Source organism: Glycomyces albidus, from assembly GCF_009451885.1.
GTDB lineage: Bacteria > Actinomycetota > Actinomycetes > Mycobacteriales > Micromonosporaceae > Glycomyces > Glycomyces albidus.
Genome location: NZ_WIAO01000003.1, coordinates 68,450 through 85,013, shown reverse-complemented (window position 1 = coordinate 85,013; position 16,564 = coordinate 68,450). Strand labels below are relative to the sequence as shown.

General features: G+C 71.2%; 15 protein-coding genes and 1 pseudogene. 6 read left to right on the top strand and 10 right to left on the bottom strand.

Going from position 1 to position 16,564, the window contains the following annotated elements; genetic code table 11:
• Nucleotides 1-654: 654 nt before the first annotated feature.
• From GFD30_RS03740 to GFD30_RS03730, 3 genes are all read right to left on the bottom strand, one after another.
• Nucleotides 655-1,404 carry a phosphotransferase gene (locus GFD30_RS03740; protein WP_153023883.1) on the bottom strand — a complete coding sequence of 250 codons (750 nt, stop codon included), beginning with the start codon at nucleotides 1,402-1,404 and terminating at the stop codon, nucleotides 655-657.
• A gap of 90 nt (nucleotides 1,405-1,494) precedes the next feature.
• Nucleotides 1,495-2,034, bottom strand: coding sequence for a hypothetical protein (locus GFD30_RS03735; RefSeq protein WP_153023882.1), 540 nt, complete (start codon nucleotides 2,032-2,034; stop codon nucleotides 1,495-1,497).
• A gap of 239 nt (nucleotides 2,035-2,273) precedes the next feature.
• Entirely contained in the window at nucleotides 2,274-3,176 is a 903-nt protein-coding gene (locus GFD30_RS03730) for a sulfotransferase domain-containing protein (protein ID WP_322632914.1), read from the bottom strand.
• A 412-nt stretch (nucleotides 3,177-3,588) separates the two neighbouring features.
• On the opposite strand from GFD30_RS03730, the gene GFD30_RS03725 reads away from it, so the two are divergent.
• The 3 genes and pseudogenes from GFD30_RS03725 to GFD30_RS03715 all read left to right on the top strand — a co-directional run bounded on the left by GFD30_RS03725 (nucleotide 3,589) and on the right by GFD30_RS03715 (nucleotide 6,566).
• Nucleotides 3,589-4,770, top strand: coding sequence for a Cmx/CmrA family chloramphenicol efflux MFS transporter (locus GFD30_RS03725; protein ID WP_153023881.1), 1,182 nt, complete (start codon nucleotides 3,589-3,591; stop codon nucleotides 4,768-4,770).
• Nucleotides 4,771-4,844: 74 nt separating this feature from the next.
• Nucleotides 4,845-5,135: a chorismate mutase gene (locus tag GFD30_RS03720; protein WP_153023880.1), complete on the top strand. Its 291-nt coding sequence runs from the start codon at nucleotides 4,845-4,847 to the stop codon at nucleotides 5,133-5,135.
• Nucleotides 5,136-5,346: 211 nt separating this feature from the next.
• A pseudogene (locus tag GFD30_RS03715) lies at nucleotides 5,347-6,566 on the top strand (MFS transporter).
• Between the two features lie 26 nt (nucleotides 6,567-6,592).
• On the opposite strand, the gene GFD30_RS03710 reads toward GFD30_RS03715, so the two are convergent.
• On the bottom strand, nucleotides 6,593-7,150 hold the full coding sequence (locus GFD30_RS03710) for a TetR/AcrR family transcriptional regulator (protein ID WP_153023879.1): 558 nt from the start codon (nucleotides 7,148-7,150) through the stop codon (nucleotides 6,593-6,595).
• Between the two features lie 93 nt (nucleotides 7,151-7,243).
• Between GFD30_RS03710 and GFD30_RS03705 the strand changes: the two genes are divergently transcribed.
• Nucleotides 7,244-7,885, top strand: coding sequence for an FMN-dependent NADH-azoreductase (locus tag GFD30_RS03705; protein ID WP_322632913.1), 642 nt, complete (start codon nucleotides 7,244-7,246; stop codon nucleotides 7,883-7,885).
• Nucleotides 7,882-8,205, top strand: a complete 324-nt coding sequence (locus GFD30_RS03700; protein WP_322632912.1) for a DMT family transporter — start codon at nucleotides 7,882-7,884, stop codon at nucleotides 8,203-8,205. Before GFD30_RS03705 ends, GFD30_RS03700 begins: the two co-directional genes overlap by 4 nt.
• A 149-nt stretch (nucleotides 8,206-8,354) precedes the next feature.
• On the opposite strand, the gene GFD30_RS03695 is transcribed toward GFD30_RS03700, so the two are convergent.
• Together GFD30_RS03695 and GFD30_RS03690 are read right to left on the bottom strand one after the other, a co-directional pair.
• Nucleotides 8,355-9,227: an alpha/beta fold hydrolase gene (locus tag GFD30_RS03695; RefSeq protein ID WP_153023877.1), complete on the bottom strand. Its 873-nt coding sequence runs from the start codon at nucleotides 9,225-9,227 to the stop codon at nucleotides 8,355-8,357.
• 20 nt (nucleotides 9,228-9,247) lie between these two features.
• Nucleotides 9,248-9,826 carry a GNAT family N-acetyltransferase gene (locus tag GFD30_RS03690; RefSeq protein ID WP_153023876.1) on the bottom strand — a complete coding sequence of 193 codons (579 nt, stop codon included), beginning with the start codon at nucleotides 9,824-9,826 and terminating at the stop codon, nucleotides 9,248-9,250.
• Between the two features lie 130 nt (nucleotides 9,827-9,956).
• Here GFD30_RS03690 and GFD30_RS03685 point away from each other — a divergent pair, with 130 nt between their 5' ends.
• The gene (locus GFD30_RS03685) at nucleotides 9,957-10,937 is read left to right on the top strand and encodes a GntR family transcriptional regulator (RefSeq protein WP_322632911.1); all 981 of its coding nucleotides are present in this window, start codon (nucleotides 9,957-9,959) and stop codon (nucleotides 10,935-10,937) included.
• A gap of 205 nt (nucleotides 10,938-11,142) precedes the next feature.
• Here the strand turns inward: GFD30_RS03685 and GFD30_RS03680 are convergent, their stop codons facing one another.
• The 4 genes from GFD30_RS03680 to GFD30_RS03665 form a co-directional block, all read right to left on the bottom strand.
• Nucleotides 11,143-12,666, bottom strand: coding sequence for an alpha/beta fold hydrolase (locus GFD30_RS03680; RefSeq protein WP_153023874.1), 1,524 nt, complete (start codon nucleotides 12,664-12,666; stop codon nucleotides 11,143-11,145).
• 250 nt (nucleotides 12,667-12,916) lie between these two features.
• Nucleotides 12,917-13,825 (bottom strand): hypothetical protein, encoded by a 909-nt coding sequence (locus GFD30_RS03675; protein WP_153023873.1) that lies wholly within the window; start codon nucleotides 13,823-13,825, stop codon nucleotides 12,917-12,919.
• A 235-nt stretch (nucleotides 13,826-14,060) separates the two neighbouring features.
• Complete coding sequence (locus GFD30_RS03670; protein WP_153023872.1) at nucleotides 14,061-15,272, bottom strand: hypothetical protein; 1,212 nt, start codon at nucleotides 15,270-15,272, stop codon at nucleotides 14,061-14,063.
• 127 nt (nucleotides 15,273-15,399) lie between these two features.
• Entirely contained in the window at nucleotides 15,400-16,533 is a 1,134-nt protein-coding gene (locus tag GFD30_RS03665; RefSeq protein ID WP_153023871.1) for a PQQ-dependent sugar dehydrogenase, read from the bottom strand.
• Between the last annotated feature and the right edge of the window lie 31 nt (nucleotides 16,534-16,564).

Here is a 16,564-nt window from a genome sequence, read left to right as displayed (position 1 = left end):
CCCGGATCTCGTTCGGTGATACTGCATCGCTCCGGAGGGCTTCGGCGGCACGCGTCCGAGTGCTTGCAGAAGGGCGATCAATCGGCTTGCGGCCGTGGCGAGGTGCTCGCCCAGGTCGGTGAGCGCCGGTTCGACGCGGACGACCCAGAGCACCGCGACCAGGGTCGCGGCGAGGTGAAGTGTAAACATGGCGGGTCCGACGCCGTGGGCGCCGTGGCCGCCGCCAGTCTGCGCGAAGGCGCTGTGGAGCAGGGCTTGCGAGACGGTGAAGACACTGAAGAGCCAGCCGGCCCGGCGCGGCCCGCACCGCGCGAACATGTACGCGATGGCGGCGGTCGGCATACCCGCCAAGGTGATCGATTCCGGAGCGAGCGCGCCGCCGGCGAGCAGGTGGGCTCCGGCCGTGAGGGGGACGGACACGGCGGCGAACGCCACGGCCTTGGCGGCGGTGAGCAGCGACTCCCGGATGAACACGCTCCCATCATCCCAGAAGATCGACAAATATCAATCCCATCGCCGCTGTCTTCGCGAGCCGGGCATCGCGACCGACGGTCCGTACCGGCCACCGACCGGACCGAGCGGCGGCACCTTCACCGACGAGCGGACGAACCGGCCTCCCGCCTCGGCGTTCCGGAGTCCGCTTCGCGCGGAACGCTATTCGACGAGGGCCGCGTCGAGATCGGAGCGATGGTCGCGGACCCAGAGCGAGGACGTGCGGATCCAGCCGGGCACGCCCATCTCGACGAGCTTCACCTTGGCCGCATCACCCGCCGCGGCCTCGGCCTCGATCCCCCGCAGGCAGCGGTCCTGCCACCACAGCACGGTGTCCACGAGGCGGGCGCGCCCGTCGCGGTCCAGGCCGTACGCGTCGGCGACGAGGCGCATGCGCCGGGCGGTCTCGGGAAGATCGGTGACGAGCGTGCCGAGCCGCAGGTACTGCCAGCAGAGATGGGCGACATCGTGAATCCGCTCGCCCGGAGCGGCCGCGTCCCAGTCGATGAACGCGACCGGCAGCGCGCCCGGGGATGCGTCGGCGTAGACGGTGTTGCGCGGAGCCAGATCGTTGTGGCAGACCGTCTCGGCATCACCGCAGAGGTCCGTCCCGGCGGTGAGGTCGTGGAACCGGCGAACCATCGCGGCCAACCGGGCCAGGCCGGCATCGGATTCGGCGTACGGCGAGCGGTCCAGATCGAAGGGGACGTGGCCGTCGACGAAGGTCAGCATCTCCCGGCCCTGCTCATCGAAACCGAGCAGGCGAGGCGCTCCCTGCCATCCGCAGCGCTCGAAGTGCTCGAGCAGGCGGTGCGTGAACGGCGAATGCGGGCCGACCGGCCGGCGCACGCTGCCGTCCTTCAACACGACCTCGTTGATGAACCCACCAGCAAGCGGTATCTCATCGGCCATCCGGCGAGTCTCCTCTGGCGCTCCCGCATACGCAACTGAATACCCTGCGCTCGCGCGGCCGCGACGAGCCCCGCACCGGCACTGCGCCGCTCAGTCGGCCTTGGTGTAGTAGTCGCTGCTGTGGGTGTGGTCTTCGAGCGCGTAGGGGTAGAGCTCGAGCTGCTCGTCCTCGGTGAAGAGCAGGCTGCCTCCCACTCCGTCGAGGTCGCTCTCGGTATCGATGTACTCGCCCGAGTCGGACTCGACGCACTCGGGGCTGCGCTGCCTGCCGCCGTCCTCGGTCGTGATGTAGATGCTCGCGCAGAGCCGCCAGCGCCCGTCGAATTCGCCTGCCGGCACCTCGTACCCCAAGCGCACGCTGAAGCTGGAGGGCTCGGCCGTGAAGGTGCCGTCCTCGCGGAACTCGATGGTCTCGCCATGCCCGTTCTCCCAGAGCCCGACCACCTCGTCATAGCGGACCGGGTCTGCGGGCGGGTCTTGGATGGGAGCGGCGAGACCGCAGGCGGCCGTGGCGAAGACGGCTCCTGCGGCGAGCACGGTCCGGGCCCGGGCGATCGGTCGGAGGGCGGGCTTCGATGCCCGGAGGGCGACGCCGTTCGCGACGGTCTCGCGGCGGGAGTGGGATTCCATCGTGGCTCCGTCCGAGCGGGCCTGCCGAGCAGGTCAGTTTTTGAACAGGTTCATTTCCGTTCGAAGCCTACACCGGTCTTGAACTTGTTCAAGAAAACTGTCGGTCGGTTCACGCGCGGAGCCGGGACCCGCCAAAGCCGAGGTGCCAGTCAGGGACCTCTGGAGGTGCGGTGCGGATCGCCTCGGGCGGTGCTGGAGCACCACGCGCCCAGGCCCTGACCCCGGAGCCGAGTCGCTTCTCAGATCCCGTCCCGGTGGAGCCACGCGGCGATCTCGGGAGTGGTGAGCTCGTCGATCCGGGCCCGGTACCGCTCCAGGTCGGCGTCGTCGAGCAGGTCCTTCCACTGGCCGCTCGTCCCCTTGTTGAAGAACACGGTGCGGTCCTTCCACAGCGTGTTCTCGGGGGCGAGCGTCTCGGCCCTGCCCCGGACCTCGTCGAAGGTGGCGGCGCGGACCAGTTCCGGCCAGACCCGCTCGTCGATCGCGATGCCGAGGGTCGCGGCGAGGGCGCGCATCTGGCCTTCGAGGTCGGTCTTGAGGTCGTCGAAGTGCAGCAACACGACGTTCGGGTCGTCGCGGTGCTCCCAGAAGCCCTCCACGTGGCGGAGCATCGCGGCGAGGCCGATGAGCTCGTCGTCGGCGTACACCCAGTTCCAGAACCGCTCGTACAGGGTCGGCGCCGGCGGTTCCATCGCCGCGGCGAAGTCGCCCGCTTCGGGCCCGATGGCCATGGCGCGCAACCGCATGGCCTTCTCCATGTCCATGTTGGCGATGTGGTTGTCGATCGAGACGCCCACATCGCGGGGGTCGCGGCCGATGCTCACATAGGTGACGCGCTCGTCGCGGGGAAGGCCGTCGAAGGGCGTGTGCGACTTGATGAAGCGGCGGTGGTCCTGCGCCTCCAGGAGCGCGAGCATCTCCTCGTGGGGGCGGAAGTAGGCGTCCACCCAGATGGAGAGTTCGTCGAGCGGGCGCGGCAGCTCCGGCCGGCCGAACACCAGGAGGCCGCAGATGATCTGCGTCCAGGTGGTGCCGCATTTCGCCGGGGTGGAGATGACGATGTCGCCTTCGCGGAGTTCGACGCCGTCCCAACGGGCGTTGTCCATGAAGATGTTCCGGTAGCGGGGGGTGGGTGCGGCCACGGTTGTTTCTCCTTGCAAGAGAGCGCGATCGGCTCGGCGTACGTCCGGGATGGACCGTCGACGCCCCCACACTACGAGTGACCCGACGATGGCGCAAGGAAATGATCTTGTGGCGGCACGATCCCAGCAGAGGACCTCGCCGCCAGGTTCCGCCTGGGGTGGGACTCGATTCCCCGACCTCGCCGAGGCACGGCAGGCGGCGGCGGAGAAACCGGTTTGCGCGATGCCGGTCGCCTTGCGTACGGTGCAGGCGTGGTGAATCCAAAGGCAGACGAGGTGGGGGCTTTCGGTCATCCCGTCAGCCCCCTTGCACCAGCGCAGGCGTAGTCCTGCCCCGCCGCTCCGCGGCGGTCGAGGCTGACCGTGGTGACGAGACGTCCCGTCCGATCGCTCATCACCTTGGAGTCCTTCCATGCCTCTTGCCGTCTATTTCCTCGCCGTGGCCGTGTTCGCCATGGGCACTTCAGAATTCATGCTCGCCGGCCTGCTGCCCGACCTGGCCGCCGATATCCACGTCGATCTCGGAGCCGCCGGCCTGCTGACCTCGGCCTTCGCGGTCGGCATGGTCGTCGGCGCCCCGCTGACGGCCGCGCTCGCCCGCACCTGGCCGCAGCGCTCGAGCCTGCTGGCTTTCATCGCCGTGTTCGCGGCAGCGCACGTGCTCGGCGCGGTCACCGACGACTTCGCCGCGCTGCTGGCGACCCGCGTGATCGCGGCGGTGGCGAACGCGGGCTTCCTCGCCCTCGCCCTGACCGCCGCCGCGGGGCTGGTCGCACCCGACCGGAAGGGCCGGGCACTGGCGGTCCTGCTGTCGGGCACGACCGTCGCCACCGTCGTCGGGGTGCCCGGCGGCGCCCTGCTCAGCGCGCTGCTGGACTGGCGCGCCACCTTCTGGGCGGTCGCGCTGCTGTGCCTGCCCGCCGCACTCGGCATCCTGCGGGGCGTCCCGGCGCGCGTCGAGGCGTCCGAAACGCCCGCCGCGCCGGCGCTCGCCGCCGAACTCGCGCAATTGCGCCGCCCACGGCTGCTCCTCGTCATGTTCTTGGGCGCGTTGGTGAACGCGGCGACCTTCGGTGTGCTCACCTACCTCCATCCGATCGTCACCGACGTCGCAGGGCTGGAGGAACTGTGGGTGCCGGTCGCACTGGTGCTGTTCGGGATCGGTTCGTACGCCGGCGTCACCGCCGCTGGACGCCTGTCCGATCACCGTCCCGGCCCGGTGATCGCCGTCGCCGGGCCGCTGCTGCTGGCCGGCTGGGCGGCCATGGGCGCATCGGCGGCGAACCCGGTCGCGCTGCTCGCGCTCGTCTTCGTGCAGGGCGTCCTCGCGTTCGCCGTGGGGAGCACGCTGATCGCGCGGGTGCTCTACGAAGGCGCCGGGGCGCCGACCCTGGCCGGGGCCTACGCCACCGCCGCGCTCAACGTCGGCGCGGCCGCGGGCCCGCTCGCCGCCGCGGCCGCGCTGGGCACCGGCTCGGGCGGGACCGGCCCGGTGTGGGCGGGCGCGGTCCTGATGGCCGCGGCGCTGCTGACGGCGGTTCCCTTCCGTCGAGTGTTCGCCGCCGGCCGAACCGCCGCGATGTCCCGGGACTGAAGCGGCGGGCACGAGCTGCTGCTAAGCTCGCGCGCGCCGACACCCCTCGCCCCCAACGCAACAGGAGGAACCCCATGGCCGACCCCACGTCCCTCGCCGAGGTCCGCGCGCGGATCGACGCACTCGACGGTGAACTGGTCCGCATCCTCGCCGACCGGGAGGCCCTGGTCCGGCGGGCGGCGGCGTTCAAGACCGACGAGCAGGCGGTCCGCGCGCCCGACCGAGTGGAGCAGGTCGTGCGGTCGGCCCGCGAACGGGCCGCCGGCGCGGGGCTGTCTCCTGACGTGGTCGAGGCGGTGTGGCGGGCGATGATCGCCGCGTTCATCGACCTCGAACTGGTCGAGCACCGGTCCGCCGGCGACTAGGTGCTCCGTCCGGTGCATCAGGACGAGGCGGTATCCGAAGCCGATCCTTCACAGGCCCGGCCCTAAGAGACCGCGCTCGTATGCGCCGGTCGTGAAGGAGTCCCGGCCGGGCCGGGGCGGTTGAGGTCGCGAACGTGCCAGCATCTCCTGGCGGCGCCTGCTGAGGTTGAACGCACGCAACCCGTCAGGGCCTAGAGGACTGGACACGTTCATGCACACAGCCGCCCCGCCCCGCACGACCACGACCGCGCCGGCGAGTCGCTTCACCGGCACCGGCCGGCCGGCGGTGGTCTCGGTGATGATGGCGATCTTCGCGATCGTCACCACCGAGATCCTGCCGATCGGCCTGCTGACCTCCATCGGCGCCGACTTCGGCGTCTCCGACGGCATGGCCGGGCTGATGATGACCATGCCGGGCCTGCTGGCCGCCGTCGCCGCTCCGCTGGTGACCGTCACGACGGCGCGCTTCGACCGGCGGATCATGCTGTGCGCCTTCATACTGCTGCTCGCGATCGCCAACGTGCTCGCCGCGGCGGCCGCGGACTACTGGCTGCTGCTCGTCTCCCGCGTGCTCGTCGGCGTCACCATCGGCGGTTTCTGGTCGATCGGCGCCGGCCTGGCGAGCCGGCTCGTGCCCCCGCGATCGGTCGGCCGGGCGACGGCGGTGATCTTCTCCTCGGTCCCACTGGGATCGGTGCTCGGCGTCCCGGCCGGCACCTTCATCGGCGAGATCGCGGGCTGGCGCGCGGCGTTCGTCGCGATGGGGATCCTGAGCACCGCCGTCCTGGCCGCGCTCGTCATCACGGTCCCGGCGCTCCCGTCCGAGCGGCCGACCCGCATGTCCGAGCTGGGCGGACTGCTTCGAGGGACCGGCACGCGATTCGCGCTGACGGTGACGTTCCTGGTCGTGGCGGCGCACTTCAGCGCCTACACGTACGTCACGCCGTTCCTCGAAGCGGTCACGCGGGCGGACTCGGCCGCGATCACGGTCGTCCTGCTCGTCTACGGCGCGGCCGGAATGGCGGGCAACTTCCTGTGCGGCTCCACAGTGTCCCGATTTCCGCGGGCGACGCTCGGTGCGGTGGCGATCGCGATCGCGGCGGGCACACTGCTGCTGCCCGTGCTCGGCGACGGGCTTTTCGGAGCGATCGCGCTCCTGACGATCTGGGGGATCGCCTACGGCGGCGTACCGGTCTGCTCGCAGACCTGGTTCGCCAAGTCGGCGCCGCGGTCGATCGAGGCGGCGTCGGTGCTGTTCACCTCGTCGTTCCAGGCGACCATCGCCTTCGGGGCGCTCGCCGGGGTCTCGTCGTCGACCGCTCGTCGCCCGCGGCGGTCATGGTCGCCGCAGGCGCCACCGCCGTGCTGGTGGCGCTGGTCGCCTACGCGCACTACGCGAAGCGGATCCCTTGGCCCGACCCGCAGGGTTGACCGTCTCTACAGGACTCGGGCGGGCGTCAGGGTCGGGACAGGACCGCGGCGAGTCGCGCGAGGGCGGATTTGATCGCCGACGGTGAGAGCCCTTGCGCGCGTTGGTGAGCGAAGACGTCGGGGGCGAGGGGCGCGAGGAGCGCGTCAGCGAGGGCCTCGGGTGTGGCGATCTCGGCCTCCCGGAGCAGCGACATGACGTGCGCCCGCCAGAACCCGTAGGCGCCGATCTCGAAGCGGCGTCCGCCGACCTCGGTGGCCAGCGCGAGATCGCCATGGGCCTCAAGGAGATCGACCATGGCCGCGTAGAACGCCGCGAGGCGTTCGGCGGGCGGGGCGCCGGGGCCGAGGGGCGGCGGGCCTTGCAGGAGGTCGTGTTGGAGGCGCTGTTCGTGCTCGTCGAGCAGGGCGACGGCGATGGAGGCGACGTCGGGGTAGCGGCGGTACAGGGTGCCGCGGCCGACACCGGCGGCTTTGGCGATGTCGTCCATGGTCACCGCCCGCGGGTCCTTGGCGGCGAATATCGCGGCCGCGGCCTCCAGGACCTTGGCGCGGTTGCGGGCGGCGTCGGCGCGCTCTGGCCTCATGGTGGCGAGCATAACAGGTAAGCGGACAGACTGACCGGTTACACTCGCCAAGTAAGTGGACATCGTGTCCGCTTTGATTGCCGAGGAGGAACCGTGCTACTGCACCTCGACGCCAGCGCCCGCCGCCGCTCCTTCAGCCGCGAGATCGGCGACGCCGTGGCCGACGCCTGGAAGCGGGCGCATCCCGACGACGCGTACGTCCGCCGGGACCTCGCCCTCGAGCCGCCGCCGCCGATCGGCGAGGCGTGGACGGAACTGTGCGACTACGTGCTGGAGCACCAGATCACCGACCCCGCCCGGTACAAGGAGGCCGTCCGCACCGCCGCGCAGGCCGAGGCGTGGGCGGTCGTCGAGCCGCTTCTGACCGAACTCGTCGCCGCCGACACCCTGCTCATCGCGACGCCGATGTACAACTTCTCCGTGCCCGCCGTCCTCAAGGCGTGGATCGACCAGGTGACCTTCCCGCGCATGTCGCTGGCCGGCACCCGCATCGTGGTCGCCTACGCCCGCGGCGGCGCCTACGGCCCCGGGATGCCGCGGGAGCCGTTCGACCACCACGAGCGGTACCTGCGCGACTTCTTCTCCGGCCACTTCGCGGTCGACGACGCCGTGTTCGTGGGCACCGAGATGGTCAACGCGCTGCTCGATCCGGCCCTGGCCGCACGGCGCGGCGAGCACGAACGCTCCCGCGCGGCGGCGCTGGAGGCCGCCGACCGGATCGGGGCCCCGCTGTGAGCTGGTGGGTCCTCGTCGCCGCGGGCGTCGTGGAGATCGCGTGGGCGCTGAGCATCAAGCCCACCGACGGCTTCACCCGCCCCTGGCCCACCGTCCTGTGCGTCGCGCTCATGGCGCTCGCCGCGTTCCTGCTGTCGGTCGCGATCCGGGACCTACCGACCGGCACCGCGTACGCGGTGTTCACCGGCATCGGCGCCGTCGGCGCGGTCACCGTGAGCGCCGTCGTCAACAAGGACCCCTTGACGGTCGGCCGCGTCGCGGCCATCGCCCTGATCTGCTGCGGGGTCGTCCTCGCCAGGATCACCACCCCCGCCGAGTAGCGCCCCGGCCCGACCACAAGTCGGGCATGGACGGTCAAGGCCCGCGACATTCTCAACTGCCGCTGAGGCATCGGCAGCCGCATGACGCGCATGCGGCTGCCGGGGCGAGCGGTTCAGGCGGGCGTTCCCGAGCGGCGCGCCCGCATCGGTCAGTGATGTCCGGTCGCGGCGCGCTGCGCGAGGTCGCTGAGGACGGCGACGCATTCGGGCCGGTAGAACGGTCCGACGTGGGGCGCCGCGACGGAGTGGACTTCGGTCGGGTTGTCCGGGGTGAGGCGGTCGGCCTCGGCGATGAACCGGTCTTGCAGCGCCGGTGGGATCAGCCGGTCCTCGGTGAAGCGCACGTAGGTCCGGGGGATGCGGCCCCACCGCTCCGCGTCGACGCGGGTCTCGGCCATGGGGATCGCTGACGGCTCGTCGGGTTGGAACAGGTTGAGCGTCCGCGTCAGCTCCTCGTCGGTGAATCCCCCGGCCAGGCATTCCCGGATGCCGTCCAGCAGTTCGGGATCGGCGGTGCGCCAGTTGACGCGGGCCACGCCGAGCTCGGCCGGGTCGCCCGCGAGCGCGGCGGTGACCTTGTGGACCAGGCTGCCGGCGTTCTCGGGTTCGGCGAGGTAGGCCGCCATGCTCGGCAGGTCGACGCAGCAGTACGCCGCCATGTAGACGATGTGGTCGATCAGTTCGGGGACGGCGTTCCCGACTCGGCTGAGGGTGACGCCGCCCTGGCTGGCGCCGACGAGGATCACCGGCCCGTGCCGGCGGGCGCGGCGCACCACGTCCTCGACCCGTGCGGCGTAGTCGTCCAAGGTGTACGCGGCGAGCGGCGAAGGCTCCTCGGCGAGGGCCGCCAGGTCCTGCGGCGCCTGGTAGGACTGCGGGTAGAACCCGTCGATGCCGTGGCCGGGAAGGTCGACGGCGACGGTGCGGTACCCGCGCAGGGCCAGCTCGGCGGTGAGCCCGACCCAGCTGAACGAGGAGACGTGCGTGCCGTGCACGAGCACGACGGTGGGAACGGCGGACATGGATGGTTCTCCTTTGCTGATCATTTGTGGACGGAGCCGGTTGCGGGGCGCCGCATCGGGAAGAGCGGCGGGGCGTCGTCGACGCGAACGGGCTCGCCGAGGTCGGCGAACCTGTGCCGCAGGTACAGGTCGCGGCTGCGCGCCGAACTCGCCTCGAGGTAGACGGCGTCGCCGTCGCGGTCGGCGACCTCCAGCCCCTGCCGGAGCATCGCGGCGCCGATCCCGCGGCCTTGGCTTCCGGCGGCCACGCCCATGACCGCCAGGTAGCGGTGCGGTTCCTCGACGGGATGCCGGTCGGCGAGCGCCGCCCCGACGGCGGCGAGGCGGGCGAGCGGCCCGGCGGTGGGACCGTCGCCGGGCAGGGTCTCGTTCGCCTTGAGGCGCAGCCAGATCGCGGCGCCCTCGGTGCCGGTCAACTGGGTCTCGGCGCCGGGGTGGTCGAGCAGCGACCGGTAGAACCCCTCCTGGTACCCGGTCCGGCGGGCCGGATCGGGGAAGAGCCACGCCGCGAGCGGGTCGGCGCCGAACGCGGAGACGAGGATTTCGACGATCACCGACGACCGGACCGCACTGGATGCGTGCGTTGTATCACCGTTCATGCGTACAACGGTTCCACGTGAGATCCCTTGAGCACAAGGGAAACTCAGACGAAGTGAACTAGTCCGGATTGAAGTGACCTAGTGCGGTCTGCTGGTAGTCTCGGACCAGTCCCCGACACCGGAGGTCGCTGTGCCCGCGCGAACACCCGCAGATCCCCCGTACCGGCAGATCGCCGCCGAACTGCGCGCGGGCATCGCCGCCGGAGACCTGCGCCCGGGCGACCGGGTGCCGTCGGTTCGGCAGATCGCCCAGCGGTGGGGCGTCGCCGTCGCCACCGCGAACCGGGTCATGGCGACCCTGCGAGACGAAGGGCTGGTGGAGACGCGAGTCGGGGCCGGCACCGTCGTCAGTGGACGCGCGGACCGGCGAACGGCACCGCGTGCCGCCGAGGTCGCGACGCGGGCGGCGCGACCGGCGCGTCGGCGCGGTCTGCTTCCGCCGCCGCTGACGGCCGCGCGGATCCGGAGCACCGCCGTGGCCATCGCCGACCGGGAGGGCCTGGAGTCGGTCACCATGCGCCGCATCGCCGCCGAACTCGGCGTGGGCCCGATGTCGCTGTACCGGCACGTCGCGACCAAGGAGGAACTGGTCCTCCAGATGGTCGAAGAGATCGTCGGCCCCGACGACCTCCCGATTCCGGGCCCCGATGGGTGGCGGGCCAAGCTCGAACTCGTCGCCCGGCGCCAATGGGAGCTGTACCGACGGCACCTGTGGGCGGCGCGGGCGATCTCCTTCACCCGGCCGCTGCTGGTGCCGGGGCTCGCCGCGTATACCGAGTGGACATTGCGAGCCCTCGACGGCCTCGGGCTGCCGGCGCGGACCTGCGCCCAGGAAGCGATGGCCCTGCATGCACTCGTGCACGCAGCGGCCCTGTCGGTCGCCGACGAGGTCGAGGCCGAGGAGGAGACCGGCGTGAGCATCGACCGATGGCGGCAGGCGCAACGGGAGCGGACCGCAGCGCTTCTCGACGGCGGACGGTTCCCGCTCCTGGCGGCGGCCCAGTCCGACGTCTTCACCGACCTCGACGGGCAGTTCGAGTACGCACTGGCCCGCCACCTCGACGGCTTCGCCGTCCTCCTCGACGATTCGCCGGGGCGACCGCTGGGCTGAACTCGGTCCATCGCGGGAGAACTCCGAAGCCAAAACCAGATCTCGTTCTCGCACTCCAAGGGCCGCATCCCAAGACCAGGACTCCACAAGGGGCAGACGGCTGCCGCGATTCCGGCACGGATGCCGACCTGCGGTACACGGAAGCGGCCGGTCCGATGGACCGGCCGCTCACTTGTAGTCGAAGTGGAGTGGAGGTGGAGTCGCGCTAGCGGATCGGCGGCGCCGGACGCTGCTGAACCGCGGTGGCGGCCATCGTGCCGGGGACGTCCTCATCGGGGCAGCTCAGGCCCGCTTCGGGGAGGGTGCCGTCGACGAAGTACGCGTTCACCGCCTCGGTGACGCACGAGCGGAACCCGTAGGCGGTGTGCTCGTAGCCCTCGTAGGTGATCAGGTGCCCGCCGGCCTGCTCGGACGCGGTGACCGACCACTCGTAGAGCGTGGCGGCGTCGTAGTGGTTGCCGATGAACACGATCGGCGGCGCCGACCGGTGGACGTCGAGTTCGTCGAAACCGTTGCGGTGCTCGATGTCCGAGCCGAGGCATGCGGTGACGGAGCCGGCGTACGGCGACCACTCCACGTTCGGCGAGTCGGCGGCCATGTCGGCCGCGATCTGCGCGAACTCCTCGTAGCCGTCGATCTCGTACCCGAAGTCCTGGCACCAGGCCGGGGTGTACAGGTTCTCGACCAGGACCGGGTCCTGCCGGGCGGCGAGCGCCCCGTGGAGCATCTCGCCGTCGCGCATCGCCGCGTACTCGGTCGCCAGCGTGGACCACCAGAACTTCGAGGTCGAGTAGAAGGTGTAGAAGCCCGACAGGGTGTAGAAGTCGAGCTGGTCGCCGAAGTAGGGATCGATGAGGTCTCCGGCCCGGGCGCGCGCCTTCAGGTCCGCGTACAGGGTCTCGACGTCCTCACCGTAGAGCGCGCACTCCGGAGTGGACTCACACCAGTCCGCGAACTCGCCGAACGTCTCCTCCACCACCGCGGTCTGGGAGAGCATGAACTCCGAGGCGGAGTCGAGGCTGTGGTCCATGTTGCCGTCCAGGACCATCGTGCGGATGTTGCGCGGGTACTTCTCGGCGTACTGCTGGCCCATGAGCGTGCCGTAGGAGAAGCCGAGGAAGTTCAGGTCGCCTTCGCCGAGCGCGCGGCGGATGCGCTCGATGTCCTCGACGGTCTCGAGGTTCGAGACGCGGTCGAACAGCCGCCCGGTGTGCTCGCGGCAGTCGGCCGTCAAGGCGGCGTTCGCCTCGGTCAGGGCCTCGTACTCGGCCTCGCTCTCGGGGTACGGCGCCGACCAGGCGTCGATCAGCGCCTCCTCGCTGCACAGCACCTGCGTGGAGGTGTTGACGCCGCGCGGGTCGAATCCGATGAGGTCGTAGCGTTCCTCGGCTTCGCCGTCGAGCACGTTGACGGACTTGACGAAATCGACACCCGAGACACCCGGGCCGCCGGGGTTCACCACGATCGAGCCGATGCGCTCGTCGGGGTTCGTCGCCTGGCGGCGGGCCAGGCCGATCTCGATCTTCCCGTGCCAGGGGCGGCGGTAGTCGAGCGGCACTTCGATGGTCGCGCATTCGACGCCTTCGGCGGGGTCGACGTCCGGGCATGGGGCCCAGTCGATGCCGCGGCCGTGCCCGGCGGAGGCCGCCTGCGGGCCGACTGCGAGGAGTGTGGCCGCGAGCAGCGCCGATACTGCTGAGGCTATGAGGAATCGTGGGGTGAATCGCATGCTGGATTCCGTCCAGTCGAAGGGAACCCGGACACAACTGGGGTCCAGTCCAGGTGTTCAGTTCCATCGCGATTCTAGGCGAGGACGGCCCGGATCGGGGTCCCCGAGAACGCCCGTGTCACAAAACGGCGGGATCGGCATCGAGGCGGCGGCCGGAACGTGATCGATTGTGCCACAAGACCCCCGGTCCCGAATAGTCCCTTGTAGACGTAGGTCGCGACGAATTGGCGCGAACCTGGGCGACGAGTATTTACAAAGCGGACCCGAGGCGCCGCACGGCTCGGTATTCCGGGCACGGTGGCTTGGTGATCGCCAAATAGGCGATTGCGGCAGTGAGCAGGCCCAGTCCCCACACCGTGTATCCGGGGATCACCGTCAGTGTCCACCACAATGGATAGTCTGCTGCGAGGTCGCCGCGGATGATGTAGGTGCCGCCGACCAGACCGAAGTACCCGGCGAGCCCCCCGCCGACCATGAACGCCGGCACGAGCACGACCCATCGCGGCACCGGACGCCCGGCGAGCGGGCCCGTCCAGCGCGGCCAGATCCGGCCCCAGCGGTGTGCCAGCGCGAGCGGCAGCAGCGAGCCGGCGGCGGCGTACGCGGCTAGGAACGCGATCCCCGCGGGCTCGGCCGGCGACCACGGGAGCCCTGCGACCAGTTCGGCCGCAAGGCGAACGGTCGCACCGGCCACGGCCGCATAGGCTCCGGCCCAGGCCCACCGCGGGACCCGGCCGGTCCGCCCCGGCCCCGGGTGCGCGAGCCGCCCGCACCGCTCGCAGGCGCCCCGCACCCGCCGCTGCACGGTCACCGACCACCGCATCGTCAGCACCGCGCACAGCACGCCCAGGCCGCGCGCGAGAAACCCCGGCCAGTCGAGGGCCTCGCCGAACAGCACCGAGGCCAGGTCGAGCGCGAACATGAACGAGTAGACCGCCAGCGCGCCTCCGGCCGCCCAGCCGAGCATCACCGCCGGCCACCGATCGCGGCCCGCCAGCACCACCGCCAGCGCCACGCCGGCGATGACGACCGGCGTCCACTCCCCCGGCACGAACGACTCGCCGAACGAGTCGAACTCGGGCCCGCCGGCAGTCGCCCACCACACGTGGACGGCCGCGTACACCGCGAGCGGGACCGCCGCCCAGAACCTCGAATCCATGCCACCAGGCTCCAACAGCGGCAACACCACCGCTTCCCTCGACGAGGGGACCGGCCTCCCCCGGCGGGGTGAAGGGCACGCGGGTCGATCGGGGCCGCGCCTCGCGGCCGTGGGATTCAGCCGGGCCGCTCCCCCGCCGGGCGGGACTGCGGCCGGCTCGGCGGTTGGAGGCGGCCCCGATGGGGCAGGAAGCGGCGGCCGGGGCAGGGCTCCGGCCGCCTTCGTTTGCGCGGGTTCAGCTTTCGAGGACCTGCTGGGCGGTCTCGAGGTTCGAGCGGATCTCGTCCTGCCAGGCGTACACGTCGGTCTCGATCGCGAGGTAGTGGTCGTTGCGGGAGTCGGCCCACGCCTGCTCGGCGGTGTCGCGGTACCCGGTCTCGTCACCGCAGGCGGCGAGGTCGACGGCGAACGCGATCTCGAACGCCTTCTTGCCTTCGTAGTCGGCGGGGGCGTCGTCGGGGAGGTCCGGGTGGTCGTGGACGTCGGCGGCGCCCTCGTACAGCTCGTAGAAGTAGTCGCTCAAGGGCAGCGTGCCCTCCTCGTCGAACTCCCAGCCGGAGCGGCCCTTGCCTTCGAGGCAGTCGATCAGTTCGCCTTGGACCGGTGCGAGCGCCTCGCGGTAGGCGATGTCGGCCTCTTCGATCGAGGCGAAGTCGTCCATCGGATTGTCGGGGCGCCAGGCCCAGTTCGCGGAGCGGTACTCGCCGCCTTCGGGGTCCTCGACCAGGCGGAGGTCGTCGTAGAGGGCATCGATCATCTCCCTCTGGCAGCCGCCCGGTTCGGGCTGCACGTAGTCGAAGTCGCCGCCGAGGTCGATCTCGCCGCCGGAGCCGCCGTCGGCGGCCTCGGGGGCGTCGTCTCCGAGCAGGTGGCCGTTCTCTCCGGCCGCGGTGGCCTCGCCGTAGAAGGCGACGTACCAGTCGTACCGGTCCTGCGGTGAGAGCGCCTCGAACTCGCCGTTGTCGGGCAGGTTCGCGCCGCCGCCGCCGGCGGCGGTCTCTGGCGAGCCAGCGTCGGCGGTGAAGCCCTGGTGCTCGCGGTAGGCGTCGAGGTCCTCGTCGGCCTGGCCTTCGGCGGTGGTCGCCCAGACGCCGAGGCCGTACTCGGCGGCCTCGGCGGATTCGGGCAGCCAGTCGCCCCAGTCGCCGGCGCTGTAGAGGGCGTCCTGCGCCTCGGGTTCGACGGTGCTGAACCAGAGCTGGTCGTGGACGGTGAAGCCTTCCCGTTCCAGGCAGTTCTGCACGATCCGGTTCTCGGCGTTCTCCAGTTCGTACAGGAGGCGGGCGCTCTCGTTGACCATGGTGACCAGGCGGTCTTCTTCGAACACCTCGCCCGCGTCGGGATCGGCCGGGCCTCCGGCGGGACCGCCGCCGTCATCGGTGCAGGCGGCGGTCGCCAGGGCGAGCGCGGCGATCAGGGCGCCGGCGGCGCGGATCCTCGGTTGCATCGGTGCGCGTTCCTCTCGTGTCGGTGGACGGTCCGACGCTCCTGGTACGCGGTTCGCCGAGCGCGGGTTGCCGCGGCTGGGTTGCAGTTGGGCCGCGGATCCCGTGGGGACGCACCGGTTTGCGCGCCTACCCGGCCGGGAGGACTTCGATGCGGAGAATGCGGTCGTCTCCCGGTCGGGGGTCGGTGCCGCCCCAGGTCGCCTGGTCGGTGTTGGAGGTGACGATCCACAGTGCGCCGTCGGGGGCGACTTCGACGGTACGGATGCGGCCGTACTCGCCGACGAAGTGCTCGATCGGGTCGCCGGCGGCGTCGGGCCCGTCGACGGGGAGCTGCCAGAGGCGCTGCCCGCCGAGGGCGCCCATCCACAGTGAGCCTTCGGCGTAGGCGATGCCGGACGGGGAGGCGTCGTCGGGGTGGATGGTGAAGATCGGCGGCTCGCCCGTGTCGCCTTCGACGCCCTCGGTCTCCGGCCAGCCGTAGTCGAGGCCGGCTTCGAGGACGTTGACCTCGTCCCAGGTGCGGTGGCCCAGTTCGGAGGCGTAGGCGGTGCCGTCGGGGCCGAAGGCGAGGCCCTGGACGTTGCGGTGCCCGCTGGAGTAGATCGCGGTGCCGGAGGGGTTGTCGTCGGGGATGGAGCCGTCGAGGCCGATGCGCAGGATCTTGCCGTTGAGGGAGTCGTCGGTGGCGGCGTTCTCGGGTTCGAAGGCGTCGCCGGTGCCGATCCACAAGTGCCCGTCGGGGCCGATGCGCAGGCGGCCGCCGTGGTGGCGGTCGGCGGTCTCGATGCCTTCGAGCAGGACGCGTGTTTCGGTGACCGACTGGAAGTCGTCTCCGATCCGCAGGGCGACGATCCGGTTGGTCGGGGACGCGGACACGTAGGCGAACACGGTCCGGTCGGTCGCGAAGTCCGGTGAGGCGGCCAGGCCGAGCAGGCCGCCTTCGGCGCTGGTCTGGACTCCCGGCACGACGCCGACGAGTGCGGCTTCGCCGCCGTCCGCCGGGATGCGCCGGATCTCGGCGGTCAGGCGCGAGGAGACCAGCGCCGAGCCGTCGGGGAGGAACGCCAGGCCCCAGGGCGAGTCGAGTCCGTTGGTGAGCTCGACCGGTTCGCCGAGGGTCGCCTGGCCTCCGTCGGCGCTCGCGTCGGCGCCGGTGCTGGGGCTGTACCGGGGCTCGGGTTCGCGTTCGGCGGTGCAGGCGCTCAGAGCGAGCGCCATGGTGAAGGCCGCGATGGCGGCGGACGGCTGGTTGAGTCGCATGACCCCTCCTTGCGATCGACGATCGTGTTAT